Annotated in this window: 17 protein-coding genes and 1 pseudogene; 7 read left to right on the top strand and 11 right to left on the bottom strand. The window is 63.0% G+C overall.

The genetic code is table 11. The annotated features are described in order from the left end of the window. The first annotated feature begins 128 nt into the window (after positions 1-128). Positions 129-809 (top strand): NnrU family protein, encoded by a 681-nt coding sequence (locus B7X90_RS15700; protein WP_292625961.1) that lies wholly within the window; start codon positions 129-131, stop codon positions 807-809. A 9-nt stretch (positions 810-818) separates the two neighbouring features. On the opposite strand, the gene B7X90_RS15695 is transcribed toward B7X90_RS15700, so the two are convergent. The 3 genes from B7X90_RS15695 to B7X90_RS15685 are packed head-to-tail and all read right to left on the bottom strand — an operon-like array spanning position 819 to position 6,765. Then, positions 819-3,233 (bottom strand): ligase-associated DNA damage response DEXH box helicase, encoded by a 2,415-nt coding sequence (locus tag B7X90_RS15695; RefSeq protein WP_292625969.1) that lies wholly within the window; start codon positions 3,231-3,233, stop codon positions 819-821. 23 nt (positions 3,234-3,256) lie between these two features. After that, positions 3,257-5,050 (bottom strand): hypothetical protein, encoded by a 1,794-nt coding sequence (locus B7X90_RS15690; RefSeq protein WP_292625959.1) that lies wholly within the window; start codon positions 5,048-5,050, stop codon positions 3,257-3,259. Further along, positions 5,047-6,765, bottom strand: coding sequence for a molecular chaperone HscC (locus tag B7X90_RS15685; protein ID WP_292625958.1), 1,719 nt, complete (start codon positions 6,763-6,765; stop codon positions 5,047-5,049). The genes B7X90_RS15690 and B7X90_RS15685 overlap by 4 nt, the downstream gene beginning before the upstream one ends. A 203-nt stretch (positions 6,766-6,968) precedes the next feature. Here B7X90_RS15685 and B7X90_RS15680 point away from each other — a divergent pair, with 203 nt between their 5' ends. Continuing rightward, positions 6,969-7,820 (top strand): BON domain-containing protein, encoded by an 852-nt coding sequence (locus B7X90_RS15680; protein ID WP_292625956.1) that lies wholly within the window; start codon positions 6,969-6,971, stop codon positions 7,818-7,820. A 7-nt stretch (positions 7,821-7,827) separates the two neighbouring features. Here the strand turns inward: B7X90_RS15680 and pgmG are convergent, their stop codons facing one another. The 3 genes and pseudogenes from pgmG to B7X90_RS15665 form a co-directional block, all read right to left on the bottom strand. Then, positions 7,828-9,249, bottom strand: a complete 1,422-nt coding sequence (gene pgmG / locus B7X90_RS15675) for a phosphoglucomutase/phosphomannomutase PgmG (RefSeq protein ID WP_292625955.1) — start codon at positions 9,247-9,249, stop codon at positions 7,828-7,830. 6 nt (positions 9,250-9,255) lie between these two features. Further along, on the bottom strand, positions 9,256-9,546 hold the full coding sequence (locus B7X90_RS15670) for a molecular chaperone DnaJ (protein WP_292625953.1): 291 nt from the start codon (positions 9,544-9,546) through the stop codon (positions 9,256-9,258). A 96-nt stretch (positions 9,547-9,642) separates the two neighbouring features. Next, positions 9,643-10,254 (bottom strand): annotated as a pseudogene (locus B7X90_RS15665) (division plane positioning ATPase MipZ); the annotation flags it as partial. Between the two features lie 99 nt (positions 10,255-10,353). Here B7X90_RS15665 and panC point away from each other — a divergent pair. Beyond that, positions 10,354-11,208 carry a pantoate--beta-alanine ligase gene (gene panC, locus B7X90_RS15660; RefSeq protein ID WP_292625951.1) on the top strand — a complete coding sequence of 285 codons (855 nt, stop codon included), beginning with the start codon at positions 10,354-10,356 and terminating at the stop codon, positions 11,206-11,208. Positions 11,209-11,221: 13 nt separating this feature from the next. Beyond that, entirely contained in the window at positions 11,222-11,566 is a 345-nt protein-coding gene (locus B7X90_RS15655) for a DUF2322 family protein (RefSeq protein ID WP_292625968.1), read from the top strand. Between the two features lie 8 nt (positions 11,567-11,574). Here the strand turns inward: B7X90_RS15655 and B7X90_RS15650 are convergent, their stop codons facing one another. From B7X90_RS15650 to B7X90_RS15635, 4 genes are all read right to left on the bottom strand, one after another. After that, complete coding sequence (locus B7X90_RS15650; RefSeq protein ID WP_292625949.1) at positions 11,575-12,972, bottom strand: methyl-accepting chemotaxis protein; 1,398 nt, start codon at positions 12,970-12,972, stop codon at positions 11,575-11,577. A gap of 185 nt (positions 12,973-13,157) precedes the next feature. Further along, positions 13,158-14,006: a metallophosphoesterase gene (locus B7X90_RS15645; RefSeq protein ID WP_292625947.1), complete on the bottom strand. Its 849-nt coding sequence runs from the start codon at positions 14,004-14,006 to the stop codon at positions 13,158-13,160. A gap of 34 nt (positions 14,007-14,040) precedes the next feature. Continuing rightward, complete coding sequence (locus B7X90_RS15640) at positions 14,041-14,871, bottom strand: diacylglycerol kinase family protein (protein WP_292625944.1); 831 nt, start codon at positions 14,869-14,871, stop codon at positions 14,041-14,043. A 48-nt stretch (positions 14,872-14,919) separates the two neighbouring features. After that, positions 14,920-15,186, bottom strand: coding sequence for a hypothetical protein (locus tag B7X90_RS15635; RefSeq protein WP_292625943.1), 267 nt, complete (start codon positions 15,184-15,186; stop codon positions 14,920-14,922). A gap of 283 nt (positions 15,187-15,469) precedes the next feature. On the opposite strand from B7X90_RS15635, the gene B7X90_RS15630 reads away from it, so the two are divergent. Next, the gene (locus B7X90_RS15630) at positions 15,470-15,769 is read left to right on the top strand and encodes a UrcA family protein (protein ID WP_292625941.1); all 300 of its coding nucleotides are present in this window, start codon (positions 15,470-15,472) and stop codon (positions 15,767-15,769) included. A 144-nt stretch (positions 15,770-15,913) separates the two neighbouring features. On the opposite strand, the gene B7X90_RS15625 is transcribed toward B7X90_RS15630, so the two are convergent. After that, the gene (locus B7X90_RS15625; RefSeq protein ID WP_292625939.1) at positions 15,914-16,399 is read right to left on the bottom strand and encodes a helix-turn-helix domain-containing protein; all 486 of its coding nucleotides are present in this window, start codon (positions 16,397-16,399) and stop codon (positions 15,914-15,916) included. Positions 16,400-16,578: 179 nt separating this feature from the next. Between B7X90_RS15625 and B7X90_RS15620 the strand changes: the two genes are divergently transcribed. Both B7X90_RS15620 and B7X90_RS15615 read left to right on the top strand, forming a co-directional pair. After that, positions 16,579-16,929 (top strand): hypothetical protein, encoded by a 351-nt coding sequence (locus B7X90_RS15620; protein ID WP_292625937.1) that lies wholly within the window; start codon positions 16,579-16,581, stop codon positions 16,927-16,929. 129 nt (positions 16,930-17,058) lie between these two features. Continuing rightward, positions 17,059-17,715, top strand: a complete 657-nt coding sequence (locus tag B7X90_RS15615) for a hypothetical protein (RefSeq protein ID WP_292625935.1) — start codon at positions 17,059-17,061, stop codon at positions 17,713-17,715. Positions 17,716-17,749: the final 34 nt, after the last annotated feature.

Genomic DNA, 17,749 nt, shown 5'->3' with positions numbered 1-17,749 from the left:
CTTCTCCAGGTTCGAGTTCGCATCCGAACCCTAACAGAAGATCGACGGTGGCTACCCTGTCAGGGAAACCTTCTTACACCACCCAGTGGGACACGACCGCATCGAGCCAACGCAAATGGGGGCTGATAATGGATGCTTCGTTGGTCCACCTTGTGGTGGCAACACTTGCTTTTGTGGTGTCCCACTTTGTGATGTCAGGACCGCTGCGTGGCGCTCTGATGGCAAAACTCGGCACACAAGCCTTTCTCTTGCTCTATTCGTTCGTATCCATCGGCACGCTGGCTTGGGCCATCGTGGTGTTTGATCGTACAGATGCAGGTTCCGCGCTGTGGGACGGGATGCATCCGCTTTCTTGGGCGCTGGCCAGTATGCTGACGATCGTCGCCACGGCTTTCCTTTTGCCATCGTTCTCGCGCAACCCGGCACTGCCCGGGAACAACGCAGCAGGCCTTGGCACCGTGATCCCCTCGGGCGTGTTCAAGATCACGCGGCACCCGATGATGTGGGCTATCGCGCTTTGGGCGCTGGGGCACATCATCGCGGCACCCACAGGCCGCTCGATCATACTGATGGCAGGGTTGATCGTGCTTGCGCTGCTCGGCTCGCACTTTCAGGACAAGCGCAAGGGCGAATGGAACAAGCGCGAATATGGTCCATGGCTGCGCCGGACATCATTCTGGCCCCGCTTTGAACATTCTGGCGAGATCGGCGTCATTTGGATCATCGCATTCCTGGTGTGGTTCCTGATCACATGGGCCCACTACCACTTCTTTAGCTTGCCTGCTGGCCTGTGGCTGTGGATCGGTTGATAAGGCCCGTCAATTCGCACGCATCGCCGCTGCGGCCAAAGACTCTGCCTCCATCAGCAATTCATCGTCTGCCGCCCCGGCAGGCGTTGTCTCGCGCCCGATCATCACCAGCACTGGCACCGCCAACGGGCTGACGCGGTCAAGCTCGACATGCACCAGTTGCCCTGCCGCGCGGTCCAGCAGATCGCCCAGCCGCCCCACATCGGTCATCCGCGCGCGCGCATCGGCCCAGGCCGCCTCGATCAGCAAGTGGTCCGGCTCGTATTTGCGGAGCACGTCATAGATCAGGTCGGTCGAAAAGGTCACCTGTTTGCCCGATTTGCGCTTGCCCGGATGCTGCCGTTCCACCAGCCCTGAAATCACTGCCACCTCGCGGAAGGCGCGGCGCAACAGGTGCGATTCTTGCACCCATTCCACAAATTCATGCGCCAGAATGTCGGGGGACAGCAGCGGTGCGGGATCGTCCACTGGCCGCGCCCCCCACACTGCCAGCGAATAGTCATTGGCCACGAATCCCAGCGGCACTTGGCCTAGCTCGTTCATCCGCCGGGTGATCAGCATCCCCAGCGATTGGTTCGCGTTCCACCCCTCAAAGGTGTAGTACACTGTGTAGTGCTTGTTCTGATGCGGAAAGCTCTCCGCCAGCAGCATCCCTGGCCCCGGCAACCTGCTGCGCCAGTCCTGCATTTCCAGCCATTCGCGCACGTCATCAGGGAACCGCGACCATCCCGCCCGGTCCACCATCAGTCCTCGCACCCGGTCTGATAAGTGCGTCGTCAGCGGCAGCCTTGCGCCCATGTAGCTGGGAATTTGCCCCGGCTTCTTGGCCGCCCGCACGATCAATTCCAGATCGCGCACGCCCTCGACCTCAAGGTCCATCCCCGCAAATCGGATCGTATCCCCCGGTGATAGCGTCGCGCCGAAGCCTTCCTCGACCTTGCCCAGCGAGCGCCCGTTGCGGAACCGCACTTCCAGCATCTCGGAATCGACGATGATCCCAGCGTTCAGCCGGTGCCGCGCTGCGTGTTCAGGATGCGTCAGCCGCCATGTGCCCTGCTTGTCCCGCACGATCCGCTTGAACCGATCGTAGGCCCGCAGGGCATATCCCCCTGTCGCCACGAAGGCCAGCACCCGCTGCCATTGCGGCTCGTCGATCCAGCGATAGGGATGGGCCGAACGCACCTCGGCAAACAGCGCCGCCTCGTCAAACGGCCCCGCACAGGCGCAGGCCATCACATGCTGCGCCAGCACATCCAGCCCACCCGCGCGGAACTCCTCCCCGTCGCGCTTGCCTTCATGAACCGCTTCCTGTGCCGCAAAGGCCTCCAGAAACTCGAAGCGATTGCCGGGAGCCAGCAGGGCGCGACTGGGGCAATCGAGCCGGTGATTGGCCCGCCCTATCCGCTGCAAAAGCCGCGACGATCCCTTGGGTGCGCCCATCTGCACCACCAGATCGACATCGCCCCAGTCCACCCCCAGATCGAGGCTGGCAGTGCAAACCAGCGCGCGCAATTCGCCCCGCGCCATCGCCCCTTCCACCTTGCGCCGTGCTTCCTTGGACAGCGAACCGTGGTGAATGCCGATGGGCAGCTTGTCGTCGTTCACATCCCACAGCAGCTGGAAGATGTATTCGGCCAGAAACCGCGTGTTGGTGAAGATCAGCGTGGTGTTGTTGCGCCTGATCTCGTCATACAACTGCGGCACGGCCCACGCCGCCGCATGTCCACCCCACGGCACGCGCTGGTCTTCGGGGTGCAGGATCGAAAGCTCCGGCTTCGCGCCCTCCTCCCCTTCCACCAGCCGCACCGAAGCCGCATTGCCATCGGGCGCGAGCCACGCGCAGAAGTCCTGCGGATCGGCCACCGTGGCGGAAAGCGCCACCCGCCGCATATCGGGTGCAATTGCCTGCAACCGCGCGAGCGACAGCGCCAGCAAGTCCCCCCGCTTGCCCGTAGCAAAGGCATGAACCTCGTCCACGATCACCCGCCGCAGCCCCGCAAACATCGTCGCCGCTTCCGGGTAACTCAACAGCAGCGAGAGCGATTCCGGCGTGGTCAGCAGCACATGCGGCGGCTTCGCCCGCTGCCGCGCCTTGCGGTCAGACGGCGTATCGCCGCTGCGCGTCTCGATGCGGACCTTCAGTCCGATCTCGTCCACCGGCGTCAGCAGATTGCGCTGCACGTCATGCGCCAGCGCTTTCAGCGGCGAGACATAGAGCGTGTGCAACCCGTCCCCCGGCGGATCATCACCTGCAAAGGCCGCCAGCGTCGGCAGGAACCCAGCCAGCGTCTTGCCCGCCCCGGTATCGGCCACCAGCAGCGCATGTTGCCCGCTGCGCGCCGCTTCCAGCATCTCGCTCTGATGCCGCCGCACGCGCCAGCCCCGGACGGTGAACCAGTCGGTGATCGATGCGGGAAGCGTCATTGCACCATTAGATAGGCGCGCCATCAAAGAACCAAAAGGACAGCCTCGCGCTCCTTGCCTTTCCACGCCAGCGCCGCGTCGATCAGCGCGATGGTGACAGCGCACTGATCGGCGTCAGAACCCTTGCCGTCCATCGCCTTGCGCACGCGGTCTTCAGGAACGCCGGACAGCGTCATAACCTTGTCCACCAGCGCGCCTGGCACACTGACAGTGCCGGGCGCGATCCGCGCTGGCGGGCCAAGTTGGCTGGCGTCAAGCATTCGCACTGCCAGTTTGCGCTCGGCGGACAGCACAGCTTCGGGCACCACCACTTGCGGATCAAGCCTGCGCGTGCGGATCAGTGCCATGCACTGCGCCCCGCCCACTTTGCGCGCAGCCCGCAGCAGATCAGCGCGCACCCGCTGCACATCGGCCAGCAGCGGCCCTTTCTCCACCAGCGCCGTGGCATACATTCGCTCGCGCACCAGATCGTGGACCTTCGCCGCATAGCCCGCCGCGTCACTGCCATCGCTACGCGCTATGGTGCGGTTAGCACTGAACAGCGCGGCAAGGTCTGGTTGGAGCGACTTCAGCCCCTCCAGCGTGATCTCCGGCCCGAAAATCCGGTCCAGCGCGCCTTGGATCGCCTTGCCATCCTCAGCGATCTCGCTTGAAGAAAGGGCGACCGGTGGAGGCGGGTTCGATGCCTCTGGCGTCCAGTCTGCCAGCGCATAGCGCAGGATCTGAAACACCAGAATGGCCGCGAAAATCCACAGCCGCGTCTTGCTGAACCAACCCTCACCTGTGCCCGCACCCTCAGGCTTGTCCCACAGCGCCACGCGCCACGGATCAAAATGATGCTCGATTTCTGGAAAGTTCTTTCGCACGCCCGCCAGCAATTGCTCCACATCGGCGCGCTTCACGAACCAGCCCTTGCGGCTCCCTTGCTGCGCCGGTGTGGTCAATTCCACCCAAGCCTTGTGCAACGGATGCTTGGGTTCCAGCACTTTTTCGCGGAACCGCAATCCCCGCAGCCGCGCATTCAGGAACGCCACCGATGGCCGCTCCGAAACCTGCCCCCGCTCGCTTTCCCAGCCGAACACCGCCGCCGCAGGCTCCAGCAGTGGCGCAGAACGCGGCCACGCCCCTGCCAGCACGCGCGCAAGCCAGTTGTCGATCTCGTCAAAGGCGGTCACGCTCACCGTTTCGGCATGGCGCAGCACGGCTTTCAAATGGCCCAGCGCCATCGCCTCTTGCCAGCCTTCCAGCGGGGGCGGGGTGGCGTCTTCGTCGTCCTGCGGCTCTTCCACATAGAGCAACCGGTGCAGCGCCTGCTCGTGTGCCCACGCAGGCATCACCGCATCGGACGTCGCCTCAAGTCCCAGCAGCACAGGCCGCGCAAAAGGATCGCGCCCCACCCCGATTGCCTGCTCAGCCGGGGCCTGCGCCGCAGAAAAGCCCGTCGTCACATCCAGCTTGGGTGCCGTATCACCCAGCCGCGTGGTCAGGCTTGGATCAGCCTCACCCCGCGCCGCAGGTGCAGCATAAAGCCAACTTGAGGTTTCAGATTCAGGCAACGATTCCAAAGCCCTGTCTGGCTCGGCCTCGTCCAGATCCGCCACTCCGGCAAGAGCGTCAGGCGCATCTTTCATTGCCGGTTTCGCCTGCATTCTGGCCCAGCGCAGCGCCGCATCGCGCGCCTCGCGCAGGCGGGCATAGCCATCGACATCCTTGTCGATGTCCATTGCCTTCAGCCGCTCGGCATAGGCGCGACGGATCGCACCCAACTCGGGCGTCTTCGCAATTCCAAGGATGCGCCAGGCTTGCGTGGGCGTCAAAGCGGCGGGTTCGCTTCAAGCATGTCGAGCAGCCCGGAAAGGTCGGCTGCCGCATCGGCAATGCGGCGCGGGTCCTGGCTGTCGAGCGCGGTCACGAACATGCGCGTGCGGTCCCCCACCACCGCGCGCACGTCGCCCAGAAACTCTTCATAACACCGCTCGGCCCGTGCCAGCAGCATCTGGTTGGTCGCTTCCTCGCGCGGGTGCTGCTTTAGCGCGGCCAGCGCCTTGCGCCGCGCATCAAGGTCATTGGAGGCCTTGCGGTCTTCTTCGTCGATGATCACCAGATTGTGCTTCGCGCCAGTCAGCGGCACTTCCACGTCCACCTCCAGCAGCCCCGAACTGTCATAGGAAAAGCGCACATCGATGGCCACCTCCCCCGCAGGGCGCGGCGGCACCGGCACCTTCAGCTGGCCCAGATGGACATTGCCCGAAACCTCGCGCGCCTCGCCTTGATAGATCTTCACCTCGATCTGCTTCTGCCCATCGCCCATCGTGCTGAACACGCCTGAACGGCTGACCGGCACCGGGGTGTTGCGCTCGATGATCGGGGAGAACAGCCCCTGCTGCACCGTGCCGCGTGCCGAATGTTCCGCTGTCTCGATCCCCAGCGTGAAGGGGCACACATCGGTAATGCGGATTTCCTCAAGGCCGCCATCGCGCGCAATCAACCCGCCCTGAATTGCCGCGCCCAGCGCCACAGCATGATCGGGGTGGACTGACGAATTGGGAAACCGCCCGAACAGCCGCGTGATCGCCTTGCGCACCAGCGGCATCCGGGTTGCACCACCCACCAGCACCACTTCGCTCAAGGATGCGGCATCGATCTGGCTGTCGCGCAGCGCGCGCACCACCGGATCGCGCAGGCGCCGGATCAGCCCTTCGGCCTGTGCCTCGAACTCGCTTGCAGTAACGGCGGTGGATAGGCGCGTGCCCCCGATGGTCAGCGCAAATTCCGCCTCTTGCCCCTCGCTCAACCCCCGTTTGGTGCGCTCGGCTGCTTGCAAAAGCAGCGCCTCGGCGCGGCGCTCGTCAATCTTTCCCAGCAGGCCATCGGGGTCGAGCCTGCCACGCACCGCCGTGGCAATCGCACTGTTGAAATCATCGCCGCCCAGCCGGTTGTCTCCGGCAGAGGCGCGCACCTCTACAATGCCCTCGAACATCTCGACAATCGAAACGTCAAACGTGCCCCCGCCCAGATCGAACACCAGAAACGGCTCGCGCTCTTCCTTGTCCTGCAGGCCAAAGGCCAGCGCGGCGGCGGTGGGTTCGTTGATCAGGCGGCGCACGGTAAGGCCCGCCAGCTCGCCCGCACGGCGCGTGGCCTTACGCTGGCGGTCGTTGAAATAGGCGGGCACGGTGATCACCGCCTCGGTCGGCCGCGTGCCAGTGTGTGCGGTCACATCATCGCGCAGGGACATCAGGACGAGTGCCGACAATTCCTCGGCAGAGAACTCCTTCTTGCCCAGCTTCTGCTTGCGGTCGGTGCCCATCAGCCGCTTGAAACTGGTCGCGGTCGCCCCGTCCTTCAGGCCCATGCGCTCCAGTGCGGCTGCGCCGACCAGCGTATTGCCATCAGGCAGAACCGAAACCGCGGACGGCGTCAGCAGCGCGCCCAAAGCATTGGGCACGAGCACGGCTTCACCGCCGCTTTCGTTGTTCTGCCAAAGGGCCACCGCGCTGTTGGTGGTTCCCAGATCGATCCCGATGAGCATTCGTTTTCCTGCGCGTTCAAGGCGAAGCGTGATGCGTCAGGGGCGGCGGATTTGGCAAGCGCAAAGCGATGGCGCGACGAGGTGCCTGATGCGTGCGATGATCGCCGGGGACCATCTTTGCCCGCATACGTTCTCTTTACAGGACAGTGTCTTAGGCCACTTTTTGATGGTCAGACAGAATGCCAGACTGAAGGAGAGCAACAATGGCAAACCGCTTCGACTGGGAATCGCGAGACCGCTGGGACGAAGAGCGCCGCAACCGCATGGCAGGCGATGATCATTCCCGCAGCGACTATTCCGGTGAGTATGGACGCGACCGCTGGGAGCGTTCCGGCACGACCGGGGCTGCAACGCCCACGGATTCCTACGGGCGCGGCTCTTATGGACGCGATGACATGCGCGGTGATCAGCGCACACGCGATTGGGAGGTCGGCGACCGTCACTACAGCGGGCAGAACGCATATGGTCAGTCCGGGAGCACTGGCCGTTCACGCTGGCAGGACGCCCATGGCAACCGTAGCACCAACGGTGCCGGCTGGTTCACGTCATCCGACTATGGCCAGGGCATCGGCGCCTGGGGCGGTCGTGCAGGGTATCCCGGCGGTGGCGCGGGCTACAGCGGCGGCGGTGCCTATCGCGAGGATGACCCGCGCGGCTTCATGGATCGCGCGGTCGATGAAGTGCGCAGCTGGTTCGGCGATGACGATGCCGAACGCCGCCGCGAACAGGACCATCGCGGTCGCGGGCCGGGCGACTACACGCGTTCGGACGAGCGCATTCGTGAGGATGCCAATGATCGGCTGACCGATCATCCGCTGGTCGATGCTCGGCAAATTTCGGTTGCGGTGGATGAGGGTGAAGTAACCCTGACGGGAACCGTCAGCACACGCATGGAAAAGCGTCGGGCCGAAGACTGTGTCGATGACATCAGCGGCGTGAAGCATGTGCAGAATAATCTCCGCGTCACCACCACCGGATCGGCGGACAACCGCGAGGCTGTGCGTGAAGGCGGAACCATCGGCTGGGGTGGCGGAAGCAAATCGACCGCCGCCTGATTGTTGATCAGTGCGTGGCCTGTGGGCCGCGCATCAGCCCTACAGCGGCGAGGCGCCTGTCCACTTCCACAAGGAGGCTGGCAAGGCCCTCGTCGCTTTTGCTTTCGGCGCGCACGACCAACACATCCTGCGTGTTCGATGCGCGCAGCAACCACCAGCCATCGGGCGTTTCCACGCGCACGCCGTCAATCTGATTTACCGGCACGCCATCGGCCAACAGGTGGCCCAGCACTTCGTCCACTGCTGCAAACTTGCGCACCTCGTCCACCTGAAAGCGCAATTCCGGCGTGGCCACACGTTCCGGCATCGCATCGCGCAGGGCAGTCAGGGCGGTTCCGATTCGGATCGTCGCGGCTATCAGGCGCACGGCGGCGTAAAGTGCGTCGTCAAAACCGAAATATCTGTCGGCAAAGAACATGTGCCCGCTCATCTCACCGGCCAGCGGCGCACCAGTCTCCTTCATTTTGGACTTTAGTGGGGAGTGCCCGGTTTTCCACATCAGCGGCTGTCCGCCCAGCTCGGCAATGCGCTCAAACAGCGTGGAACTGGCCTTCACATCGCCGATAACCATTGATCCAGGCTGCTCGCGAAGCAGATCCTGCGCATAGATGCCCAGCAACTGATCCCCCCAGATCACCCGGCCTTTTGCGTCCACTGCACCGATCCGGTCGCCATCCCCGTCGAATGCCACTCCAAAGTCGAGGCATTGTTCCGCGACAGCGGCGCGAAGATCGGTGAGATTGGATTCCACAGTCGGATCAGGATGATGGTTGGGAAAATGGCCGTCCACGCTCGTATGAAGAAGGACATGGTATCCGGGAAGGCGCGCAGTCAGCGCGTTGACGATGGGACCAGCCGCGCCGTTCCCGGCATCCCAGCCGATGCGCATGGCGCTGAGAGCGTCGGTGGCGACGCCATCGAGAGCACCCAGCAGGCAGTCGACATAGGCTTCGGCAACGTCGGCGTGATGGACGCCCCCGTTGCCGCTCACCCACGCGGCTTCATCGGTGATGCGCCCGAGATCGACTATGTCGGCCCCAAAGAACGCAGCCCCTTCAAGTACCATCTTGAAGCCATTGTGATTGGCGGGATTGTGGCTACCGGTTACGTGAACGCCGCCCTGTACCTCTGGAAATAGGGCTTTTGCGGCAGGCGTAGCCGCAAAATACAGCATCGGACTTGGGCCAAGCCCGATCCGCACCACATCCACGCCACTGGCACGCAACCCTTCAACCAGCGCGTGTTCCAGCACCGGCGAACTGAGCCGCCCGTCATAGCCCACCGCGACCCGCGTACCGCCGCGCTGCCGCACCACAGTGCCAAAACTGCGCCCCACGGCATGTGCATCTTCCACTGACAGCGTCTCGCCGAAAACGCCGCGAATGTCGTATTCGCGCAGGATCGAGGGGTGAAATTTATGCCCCGTCATGCGCGATCAGGAATCGCGCTGGTCGGACAGGCGGGCAAGGAGAAGGTCGCGCGCGGCGTTGGCTTCGTGGACGGCTTCGTTGGTGCCGCCGCGGTCGGGGTGGACTTTCTGGATCAGGCGGCGATGCGCTTCGATCACGTCATCATAGGCGGCATCGCGTGACAGGCCGAGCAGATTGCGCGCTTTCTTCTCGTTCCGGTCGCGCGGATCGCCTGCCAGAAGTTCCCACGGCCATCGCCCGGCGAGCAGCTTGCAAGCAACGCACGCCAAGGCGACGATCGTGAGCAGTTTGACCATCAGGCAGCGCTCTCAAGTGCAGTCTTGGTGCTTTTAGGTGCATCTAGAGGCAGTTCAGGATTCAGCTTCGGCAGGTTCAATCCGCCGACCAATGTGACCTACACGCTTGGAAAGCTCGGTCAGCGCGGTGTCGATGCGCTTCTGGTTGCGCGCTTCGGTAAAGCCGGTGCGGTTGCGCACGACCACCCAATCCATTTCCCGGCGCGCATCCTTGATCGTTGCCATCGCCCGCTTCTTGCGCGCCTCCCAGATGAGTTCGGCGTAGAACGAAAGGCGGCGGACCTTGAATGTTTCGGCGTCCACCTGTCCGATCAGGTCGAAGTCCACAAAGCTGTCATTCAGCGGGGTCACCAGCGTATCGGCGCGGGTAGCGACATGGCGGGCGAGGGGATCATCGCGGCCCGGCGTGTCGAAAATCAGGAAATCGTGGGCTTCGGCCAGCCGCGCGGTCATCGCGTCCAGTTCTTCGATACTGTCGCCCGAATAGACCTCGAACGTGGCGGAGGGCAGCGAAATGTCGCGGCGGCGCATGGTTTCGGCGCGGTTTTCAAAATAGCGGTGCATCGTTCGCTGGCGGGAATCGAGATCGATCGTCGCCACCCGCGCACCTTGGCAGGCCAGCGCAATGGCGACGTGGACCGCTGTGGTGGATTTGCCGGTTCCGCCCTTTTCGTTGGCGAAGACGATGCGATGCGGGCCAGTGGACAAGGTCTTTTCTCTCTTGATCAGATGCGTCGGGCGGGCTTGCGAGAGGCCGCCGGCCCCCCTATCGCCCATCTGTTCCGACTTAGTGGAGTGGGTGCCAAGGTGCAAACGATCAACCGGCTGGAAGACCTGCGCAAGGCCGTCGACGCGCTTAAAATCGGGGGAAAAACCACCGCCTTCGTGCCCACAATGGGCGCGCTGCATGAAGGGCACCTGACGCTTGTGCGCGAGGCACGCGCCCGCGCTGACCACGTCATCGCCTCGATCTTCGTCAATCCACGTCAATTCGGCCCGACCGAGGATCTGGACGCCTATCCGCGCCGTATGGCGGCCGATGCCGCGCTGCTGGAGGCAGAGGGCGTGGCCATTCTCTGGGCGCCCACGGTGGACCAGATGTACCCCGAAGGTTACGCGACGAATATCAGCGTTTCGGGCGTGAGCGAGGTGGCTTGCGGTGCCGCACGGCCCGGCCATTTTGATGGCGTGGCCACGGTGGTGTGCAAGCTGTTCAATCAGGTCCGGCCCGATTTTGCGCTGTTTGGCGAAAAGGACTGGCAGCAACTGGCGGTAATCCGCCGCATGGCCAGCGATCTGGACCTGACGCTGCCGCATGTGGACAACATCATCGGCGTGGAAACGGTGCGCGAAGCCAGCGGCCTCGCGCTGAGCAGCCGCAACCAGTACCTGACCGATGCCGAGCGCGAACAGGCTGCGCAGCTTTCGGCCGCCATGCGGCGCGCCATTGCCGCGATCGAAGGCGGGGCAGACGTGACCGAAAGTCTCGATACGATGAAGGCCGAAATCCTTGCCGCCGGGTTCAATTCGGTCGACTACGGAGATCTGCGCGATGCAGCGACGCTGGAAAACCTGTTCGCATGGGGCGGGCGCAAGGCCCGGCTTCTCGTGGCTGCCCGCATCGGCGCGGCGCGGCTGATAGACAACATGGGTGTAGGCTGATTTTATGGACAATATGCAGTCGAGGATTCAGGCGGGCGCATCGTTCAAGGACAACCTTGCGCAACTTCCCTCCATCGAAGGTATCGCCCGGATAGACCTGATCGACGCCAGCGGTGAAGTGGTGGCAAGCATCCCCAACGAACCGGGCAAGCAAGGCTCGCTTTCAGTCTACCAGTATCTTGGCCAAAACTTTGGTGCGTTGACGCCGGAAGCCGCCGAACATGGGCTTGCGGTATTTGGCGAGCATACAGCGGATGCCAAGGTGCGGCCCGGCGCGCATCCCAATATCGACCTGTTGTTTGAAGTGCAGGCGAACAAGGTGTCGCTCACGGTCAAGGTCGTGGCGTTTCAGCAGTAGTCTGGCATTCAGAACTCCGACCAATCGACGTCGTTGTTTATCTTTAGAGCGGCGTTCCCAGCCGTCGGATAGCGCGGTGCAGGAGCAGCAGCGGGTTTGCGGGTGGACAAGGACTTTACAGTCTGGGCACGCCTGCCTGTATCGAACCGTTGCACCACTTCGGCAAGCTCGGTGGCTTCCTGCGAAAGGGACCGCGCGGCCGCCGTGGACTCCTCCACCATCGCGGCATTCTGTTGCGTTACGCGATCAACATCTCCCACAGCCGCATTCACTTGCTGAAGACTATCTGCCTGACCATGCGCATTGGCGGCAATTGCCGCAACCAAGCCGTTGATTTCCCCGACCCGGCTGACAATCCCGGACAAGACTGTCCCGGCCTGCCCCACGAGGTCCACGCCGGATGCAACCTGCACGCTGGATGTGGAAATCAATGCGCGAATATCGCGGGCGGCGTCAGCCGATCGCTGTGCCAGTGCGCGCACTTCGGTGGCGACGACGGCGAACCCCTTACCCGCATCGCCAGCGCGCGCCGCTTCGACACCGGCATTGAGCGCCAGAAGGTTGGTCTGAAAGGCAATGCCATCGATCAAGCCGATGATCTGGCCGATCTCGTCTGCTGACTTGGCGATGGCAGCCATTGCATCGACAGCTTTTTCGACAACCGCGCCACCATTGCTGGCTTCTTCGTGCGTCTGGGCGATGGAGCTTTGCGCCTCGGTTGCCGAGCGGGCCATCGTGTTGACGCCTTGAGTTACCTGATTGAGTGCTACGGAGGTTTCCTCGACGCTTGCGGCCTGCTGTTCATTGCGCCGGGCCAGATCATCCGACGCCTTGTTGATCTCCTCGGCCCCGACAAGAACGGTTTGTGCTGTCTGGCTCACGCTTGTGATAGCGCCCGCCAGCGATTCCACAGCGCGATTGAAATCGAGGCGCAATTCCTCGTAGCCGCCCGGGAAGTTTTGATGAATCATGCAATCGAGTTTGTTGTCAGCCAGATCGCTGAGCGACGATTTCAATGCGCCGACGACGCTTTCCTGAGCTTCCTTGGCCCGGCGCACTTCCACCGCGTTGTCCCTGAACGCAGCCATCGCTTTGGTCATGCGTCCGACGCAATCCTGATAGTCGGTGTAAAGGATGTGGCTGTCGGTATCGCCGGCTGCCAAGGCTTCCATGCGGACCACGGTGTTGACGTAAGGTCGGCACACGCGATCCTTGGCGATCAGCGACGTCCCAACAATGGCGGAAACAGCAATCAGCGAGACACCAAGCGAAACTGCAATCGGTGCCAGATCAAAGGCGGCAAGCATTGTACCCGCCAAGCCCAGCAATGCAAGCCCGCTGTAGATGGCCAGCAACACGCTGAATTTTTGCCGGATCGGCGCTTCCTTTTCGAACCAGTCAAGCATGATGCAATCCCGTTTGTGGCCGACGCGAGGGTTATGGATCGAATTGATGGCGCGCCAATCTTGCAACCGGGAATTTAGTGACCGACACTTGCGAACGTGCATCAGCGTTCGTGCGGTGCAATCCTTAGCCGTGGTGCCATGATAGTTAACCAAACAAGCCTGTCTGCAATGGACAGGTTTGCCATTCAATGCACCGGCGGATCAATCTGAGGCACGGCACCTATTGGCGCCACTGGCTCGCCTTCAGCACGTGGCGGCAGGGCATTTTCAGGCACATCGTCGATCATCATATCGCGGCTGGGCACGTGTTCGAGATTGCGGACGCGGACGGTGATCTGGCCTTCGTGCAGCGTCAGTTCGTTGAAGCTGGGCGGAGTGGAGCGGACCCGCTGGCTGAGTGTGCCTGCGCCGATCATGCGGACCGGGCCGTGCTTCGTGGGGTGGATCAGGTCGAACGCATCGTGGACGTGGCCGGACAGGACGGCCAGCACGTTGCGCTTTGCCAGTTCGGCCAGTGCCTTGTTGCCGCCGCGCGTCAGGGCCTTTCCGCGCGTTCCGGCTTCGACCAGCGGGTGGTGACAGGTGACGACGGCGCGGGTGCCGGGGGGCAGGGTGTCTATCGCGGCGAGGGTGTGGCGCAGGGCGGAGGCGCTGACATTGCCCTTTGACCAGTTGAGCCGCAACTGGGCACGGGCCGTGGTTTTCAGCGGGACGATAGCGATGCCGGGCAGGTCAATCTCGCGTTCCAATACAGTCGCTATCGCGCGGAAGCGGCGATAGGGATCGGTGAAACGTTCAATCAGGTTGAAATAGGGCAGGTCGTGATTGCCGACCTCGACCGTGACCGGCACGTCCAGCGCCATGATCCAGTGGCAGGCGGCGTTGAATTCGCGGTGGCGTGCGCGCATCGTCAGATCGCCGGTGATCGCCACGGCATCAGGCTTTTCACGCGCGATGCATTGCGCCACCCAATCGAGCGCGCGGCGGTCTTCAAGGCCGAAGTGGATGTCGCTGATGTGGAACAGACGGGTCATGGGCTGGTGGTGATCGACGCTGCGGTCCTGATGGTCAAGGTTCGGGTGCGTTGGTGGACAGGAAATCGAGCGCCATTTCTTCGCAGGTGAATGTTTCCTGCGTGCTACCGTCGCGGCGTTCGCCGTCGATCATCAGGGCGATGGCGGCATTGCTCCGCACGGTGACTGTGGGGAAAACGCCAATATCGTCGTGCGGGCCTTCGCGGAAATTGCGTTTTACCAGCATGGCAAAGCCTTGCGCGGCGAATTCGCCAAGGTCGGCAAAATCATAGCCTTCGACCAGCACCTTGTCCGCTTCTGGGGCAAGGAGGACGGCGCGGTAGCCTTCGGGTTTGCCCTTTGCCGGATCGGCAAGGTGAACGGCGGGGCCTTCGCGGGTTTCGCGCAGGGCATTGCCAAAAGTCTCTGCCATCGCGCCAAGATCGAGGTCACGCACGCTTTCGCGCACATCAGCCCACATCGCGCCGGGGCCAGCCAGCACTTCGATCAGCGACATGCCCTGTGACGTGCGGATACCACGGCGGCGGGTGCGGCGGGCATTGGGCAGGTCTGCCAGGATCGCATCGAGTGAGCGGTCCCCGTGGAGCGCCTTGGACAGCAGGTTCTGTGTGCCGCCGGGCAGGACGAGCAGCGCGCCGCTCCAGCCTTCCAGTGCGGCTGCGGCGGAATTGATCGTGCCATCGCCGGTGAACACCGCGAGCGTGCGAACGCCTGCACCTTCAAGATCGGCGCGGGTGGGCAATTGTTCGGCCGGAAACGCAATCGTCCGAGCAGGCGAAAGCGTGGCGCACAGGGCGTCGACGGCTTCGGGAGTGTTGCTGCCGCTGGCAGGGTTGGTCACTAGCCAGAGGGGAGAAGTGGTCATGCCTCGCCAAACCGGCAGAAGGCCCAGCGGTTCCTCATATCCGTTCTCTCACACTCTATCCGTCAGGATCAGCCAAGCCGAAAAGCTGTTGAGCACCGAATAGATCACATAGGCAATCGGGCCACCGGCATTGCCTTCTGATGCGAACATCAGCGCAGCAAACAACAGCAGGAACTCTACCACCAGCGTGACGCGCCCGCCGAGCGAATGGGTGAGCCATGGCACGCGCCCCAGCATCGGGTGCCCGCTGGCCATGACCGCGTGGTGCAGCGCAAAGTTGCCCACGCCAAGGAGGAAGGTGATCAGAATCGCCATGCGTCGCGCGCAGCTTATGGAAACGCCGCACGATTGTCACACCTGCAGTTCATGGACCCACAACTGTCGTTCGTCGGAGCCGCTAAGCCTTTGTCGGACGTAGCGGAATTTTGGTCGAGGGAGGCGCGCTTTGGATCGGGGACATGCCTAGGGAGAATGTATGCGGTGACTGGCAAGGCCCTCTGGCCAGACCCCGAACCCCCGGCGAGATGCCTTGAGGTCACCGCAGCAACAAACACCGGCCGGACATCTTCCGGCACCCATGTGACCGAAGGATATCGCCATGCTTAACAAGACTCTGTTCGCCGTCGGCCTCCTCGGCCTTGCCGTTTCTGCCAGCCAGCCTGCTTTTGCTGGGACCCGCGTCGTCGGCTATGCCGATCTTGACCTGTCGACCAAGGAAGGCCAGGTCAAACTGGACAACCGCCTGCGCACTGCTGCCAAGCAGGCTTGCGAATTCGATCGCAAGGATCTGCCGCAGGTGGAATTCGAATCCGCTCGCCAGTGCTACTTCAAGTCGCTGGCCGATGCGCGTCGCGCCAAGGACGATCTGCGCCCGCGCACTGCGATGGCACGGAAATAAGGTCTGCGGTGCGGCCGTACCCGGTTTGAGCTGGAGCAATATAGCGCCAGCCCAACCCGCCCGGAGGAAATCAGTCCCCCCCCGGGCCAAACTAAAGGGGCCACCGCTGCAACCGGTGGCCCCTTCTTCATCGCAGAAACAGGCTTACAGAACTTTGCGCAGCGCCGCGGGCGCCGGATCGGCCTGAAGTTCGCTCAATTCGCGCCAGGTAAGATCGGCAGGAGTGAGGACACGGCCATCATGCGCGACGATGCTGATCGTCGCAATCGGCTGGCCGTCTCGGCTATCGCACATCACTGGATTGGCAGGCACGCCAAGCTCCCACTTTTCGCCCCATTGGCGCAGCGCGAGCATGGCAGGTAGCAGGTCCAGCCCTTTGGGCGTCAGGCGGTACTCGATGCGGCGGCGATCATTGGCGCAATGTTCGCGCTTGAGAATGCCAGCTTCGACCAGTCTTGACAGGCGGTTGGAAAGGATGTTCCGGGCGATGCCAAGCGCTTCGAGGAAATCCTCGAAGTGGCGGACGCCGTTGAACGCCGCGCGCAGGATCATGAACGACCAGCGTTCACCCATCGCCTCAAGCGCGAGGGGGAGTCCGCACTGGGCGATGTCGCATAAGGGTTCACGCATGTGGGAGGCGTTGGCTTTTTCCATATCGTCTTGAGCATAGCCCATTTGCGAGACCTATTTAAGTTTCCAGTTGCAACTTAAAACCTACCGCGATAAGTAGTGATTCGCAACGGAAATAGTATCCTCTCCAAAACGCACATTTCCGTGGCCCCAAACACATATGATCTAGGGGAAACACGATGTTCGCAAACCGCAATGGCGCATTTCGCCAAATCCTTCCGGCTGCCCTCGCACTTGTCGGCACGGCTGCCAGCTTTGCCCTGACCGCCGCGCCTGTGCGCGCTGCCAGCGGTCCGTTCTATTCCGCCACGCTGACCCGTCCGATGGAGGGCCAGCAGAAGCTGGTCCAGAAGGGCCTGCTGTGGAAGTGCGAAGGCGCGCAATGTTCGGCAGGCCGCGATACCTCGCGCCCGGTGATCGTCTGCGCCCGCCTGGCCCAGAAGGTCGGCCCCGTGGCGCGCTTTGCCACGCCGCAGGGTGAGCTGGCCGCCGAAGACCTTGCCCGCTGCAACGAGGCGGCTGCGGGCTGACCTTCCACGTATCTCCAGCGCGTGTCTTGCCTCTTATCCTGTGGGACACGCCAAAACTGACCGCCAAGGTCACGGGCCGCGAACGGGAAGCCCTGTTCGCGGCCCCTTTTTTGCGGCTATGGCAGGGCAATGCGAATTTTTGCCCTTTTGCCTGCCCTGTTCCTAGCAGCTTCGCCGGTTCTGGCTCAATCGCCTGCTCCGGCTTTGAGCGAGGCGCAACACGCCGACCTGCGCTGTTCTGCCGCGTTCGCGATCGTCGCCATGGAGCAGGCGGGCGGTAATGCACTGCCCGGCTGGCCTCCGCTGGCGCTACGTGGGAAAACCTTCTTTGCCGATACGGGCGAACGTGTGATGCGCGAAGCAGGGCTGACGCGTGAGGCGGTACGCACGCAGATCGCAGGCCAAGTACAGGCGTTGCAGGCCGCCCCGGATCCTGACGCGGCGCTGGCCGCGCTGGCTGGGCCGTGTGTGGCAAGGCTTGATGCAACTGTGCCGCCGCTGAAGGTGCCAAGTTTGGCGCAGTGCGCGGCGATACTCGACCTCGCTTATGAGGAAATCCATGCGCGCGAGGGGATGAGCGCGGCGGCGCGTGACATGAAGACTCTGGCGATGGTGCTGGCGGACCGGGCGCGCAAAGACGTGACCGGCAAGGGCGGCAGTACTGTAGCGGCCGACCGCGCGATTGCCGAAGCGCGCGCGGCAATGGAGGCTGACGGCGCAATCGACCAGTTCGACATCGCGCGCTGCTATGAACTGGCCAAGCCCGACGAAAAAACGCACTATTGAGCAGTGCCGGTTGGCCACCCATATTGGGCGGCAA

The sequence above is a fragment of the Novosphingobium sp. 17-62-19 genome (assembly GCF_002256775.1).
Taxonomy (GTDB): Bacteria; Pseudomonadota; Alphaproteobacteria; order Sphingomonadales; family Sphingomonadaceae; genus Novosphingobium.
The sequence above is the reverse complement of the archived record's forward strand: the minus strand, read 5'-3'. Positions and strand labels throughout refer to the sequence as shown.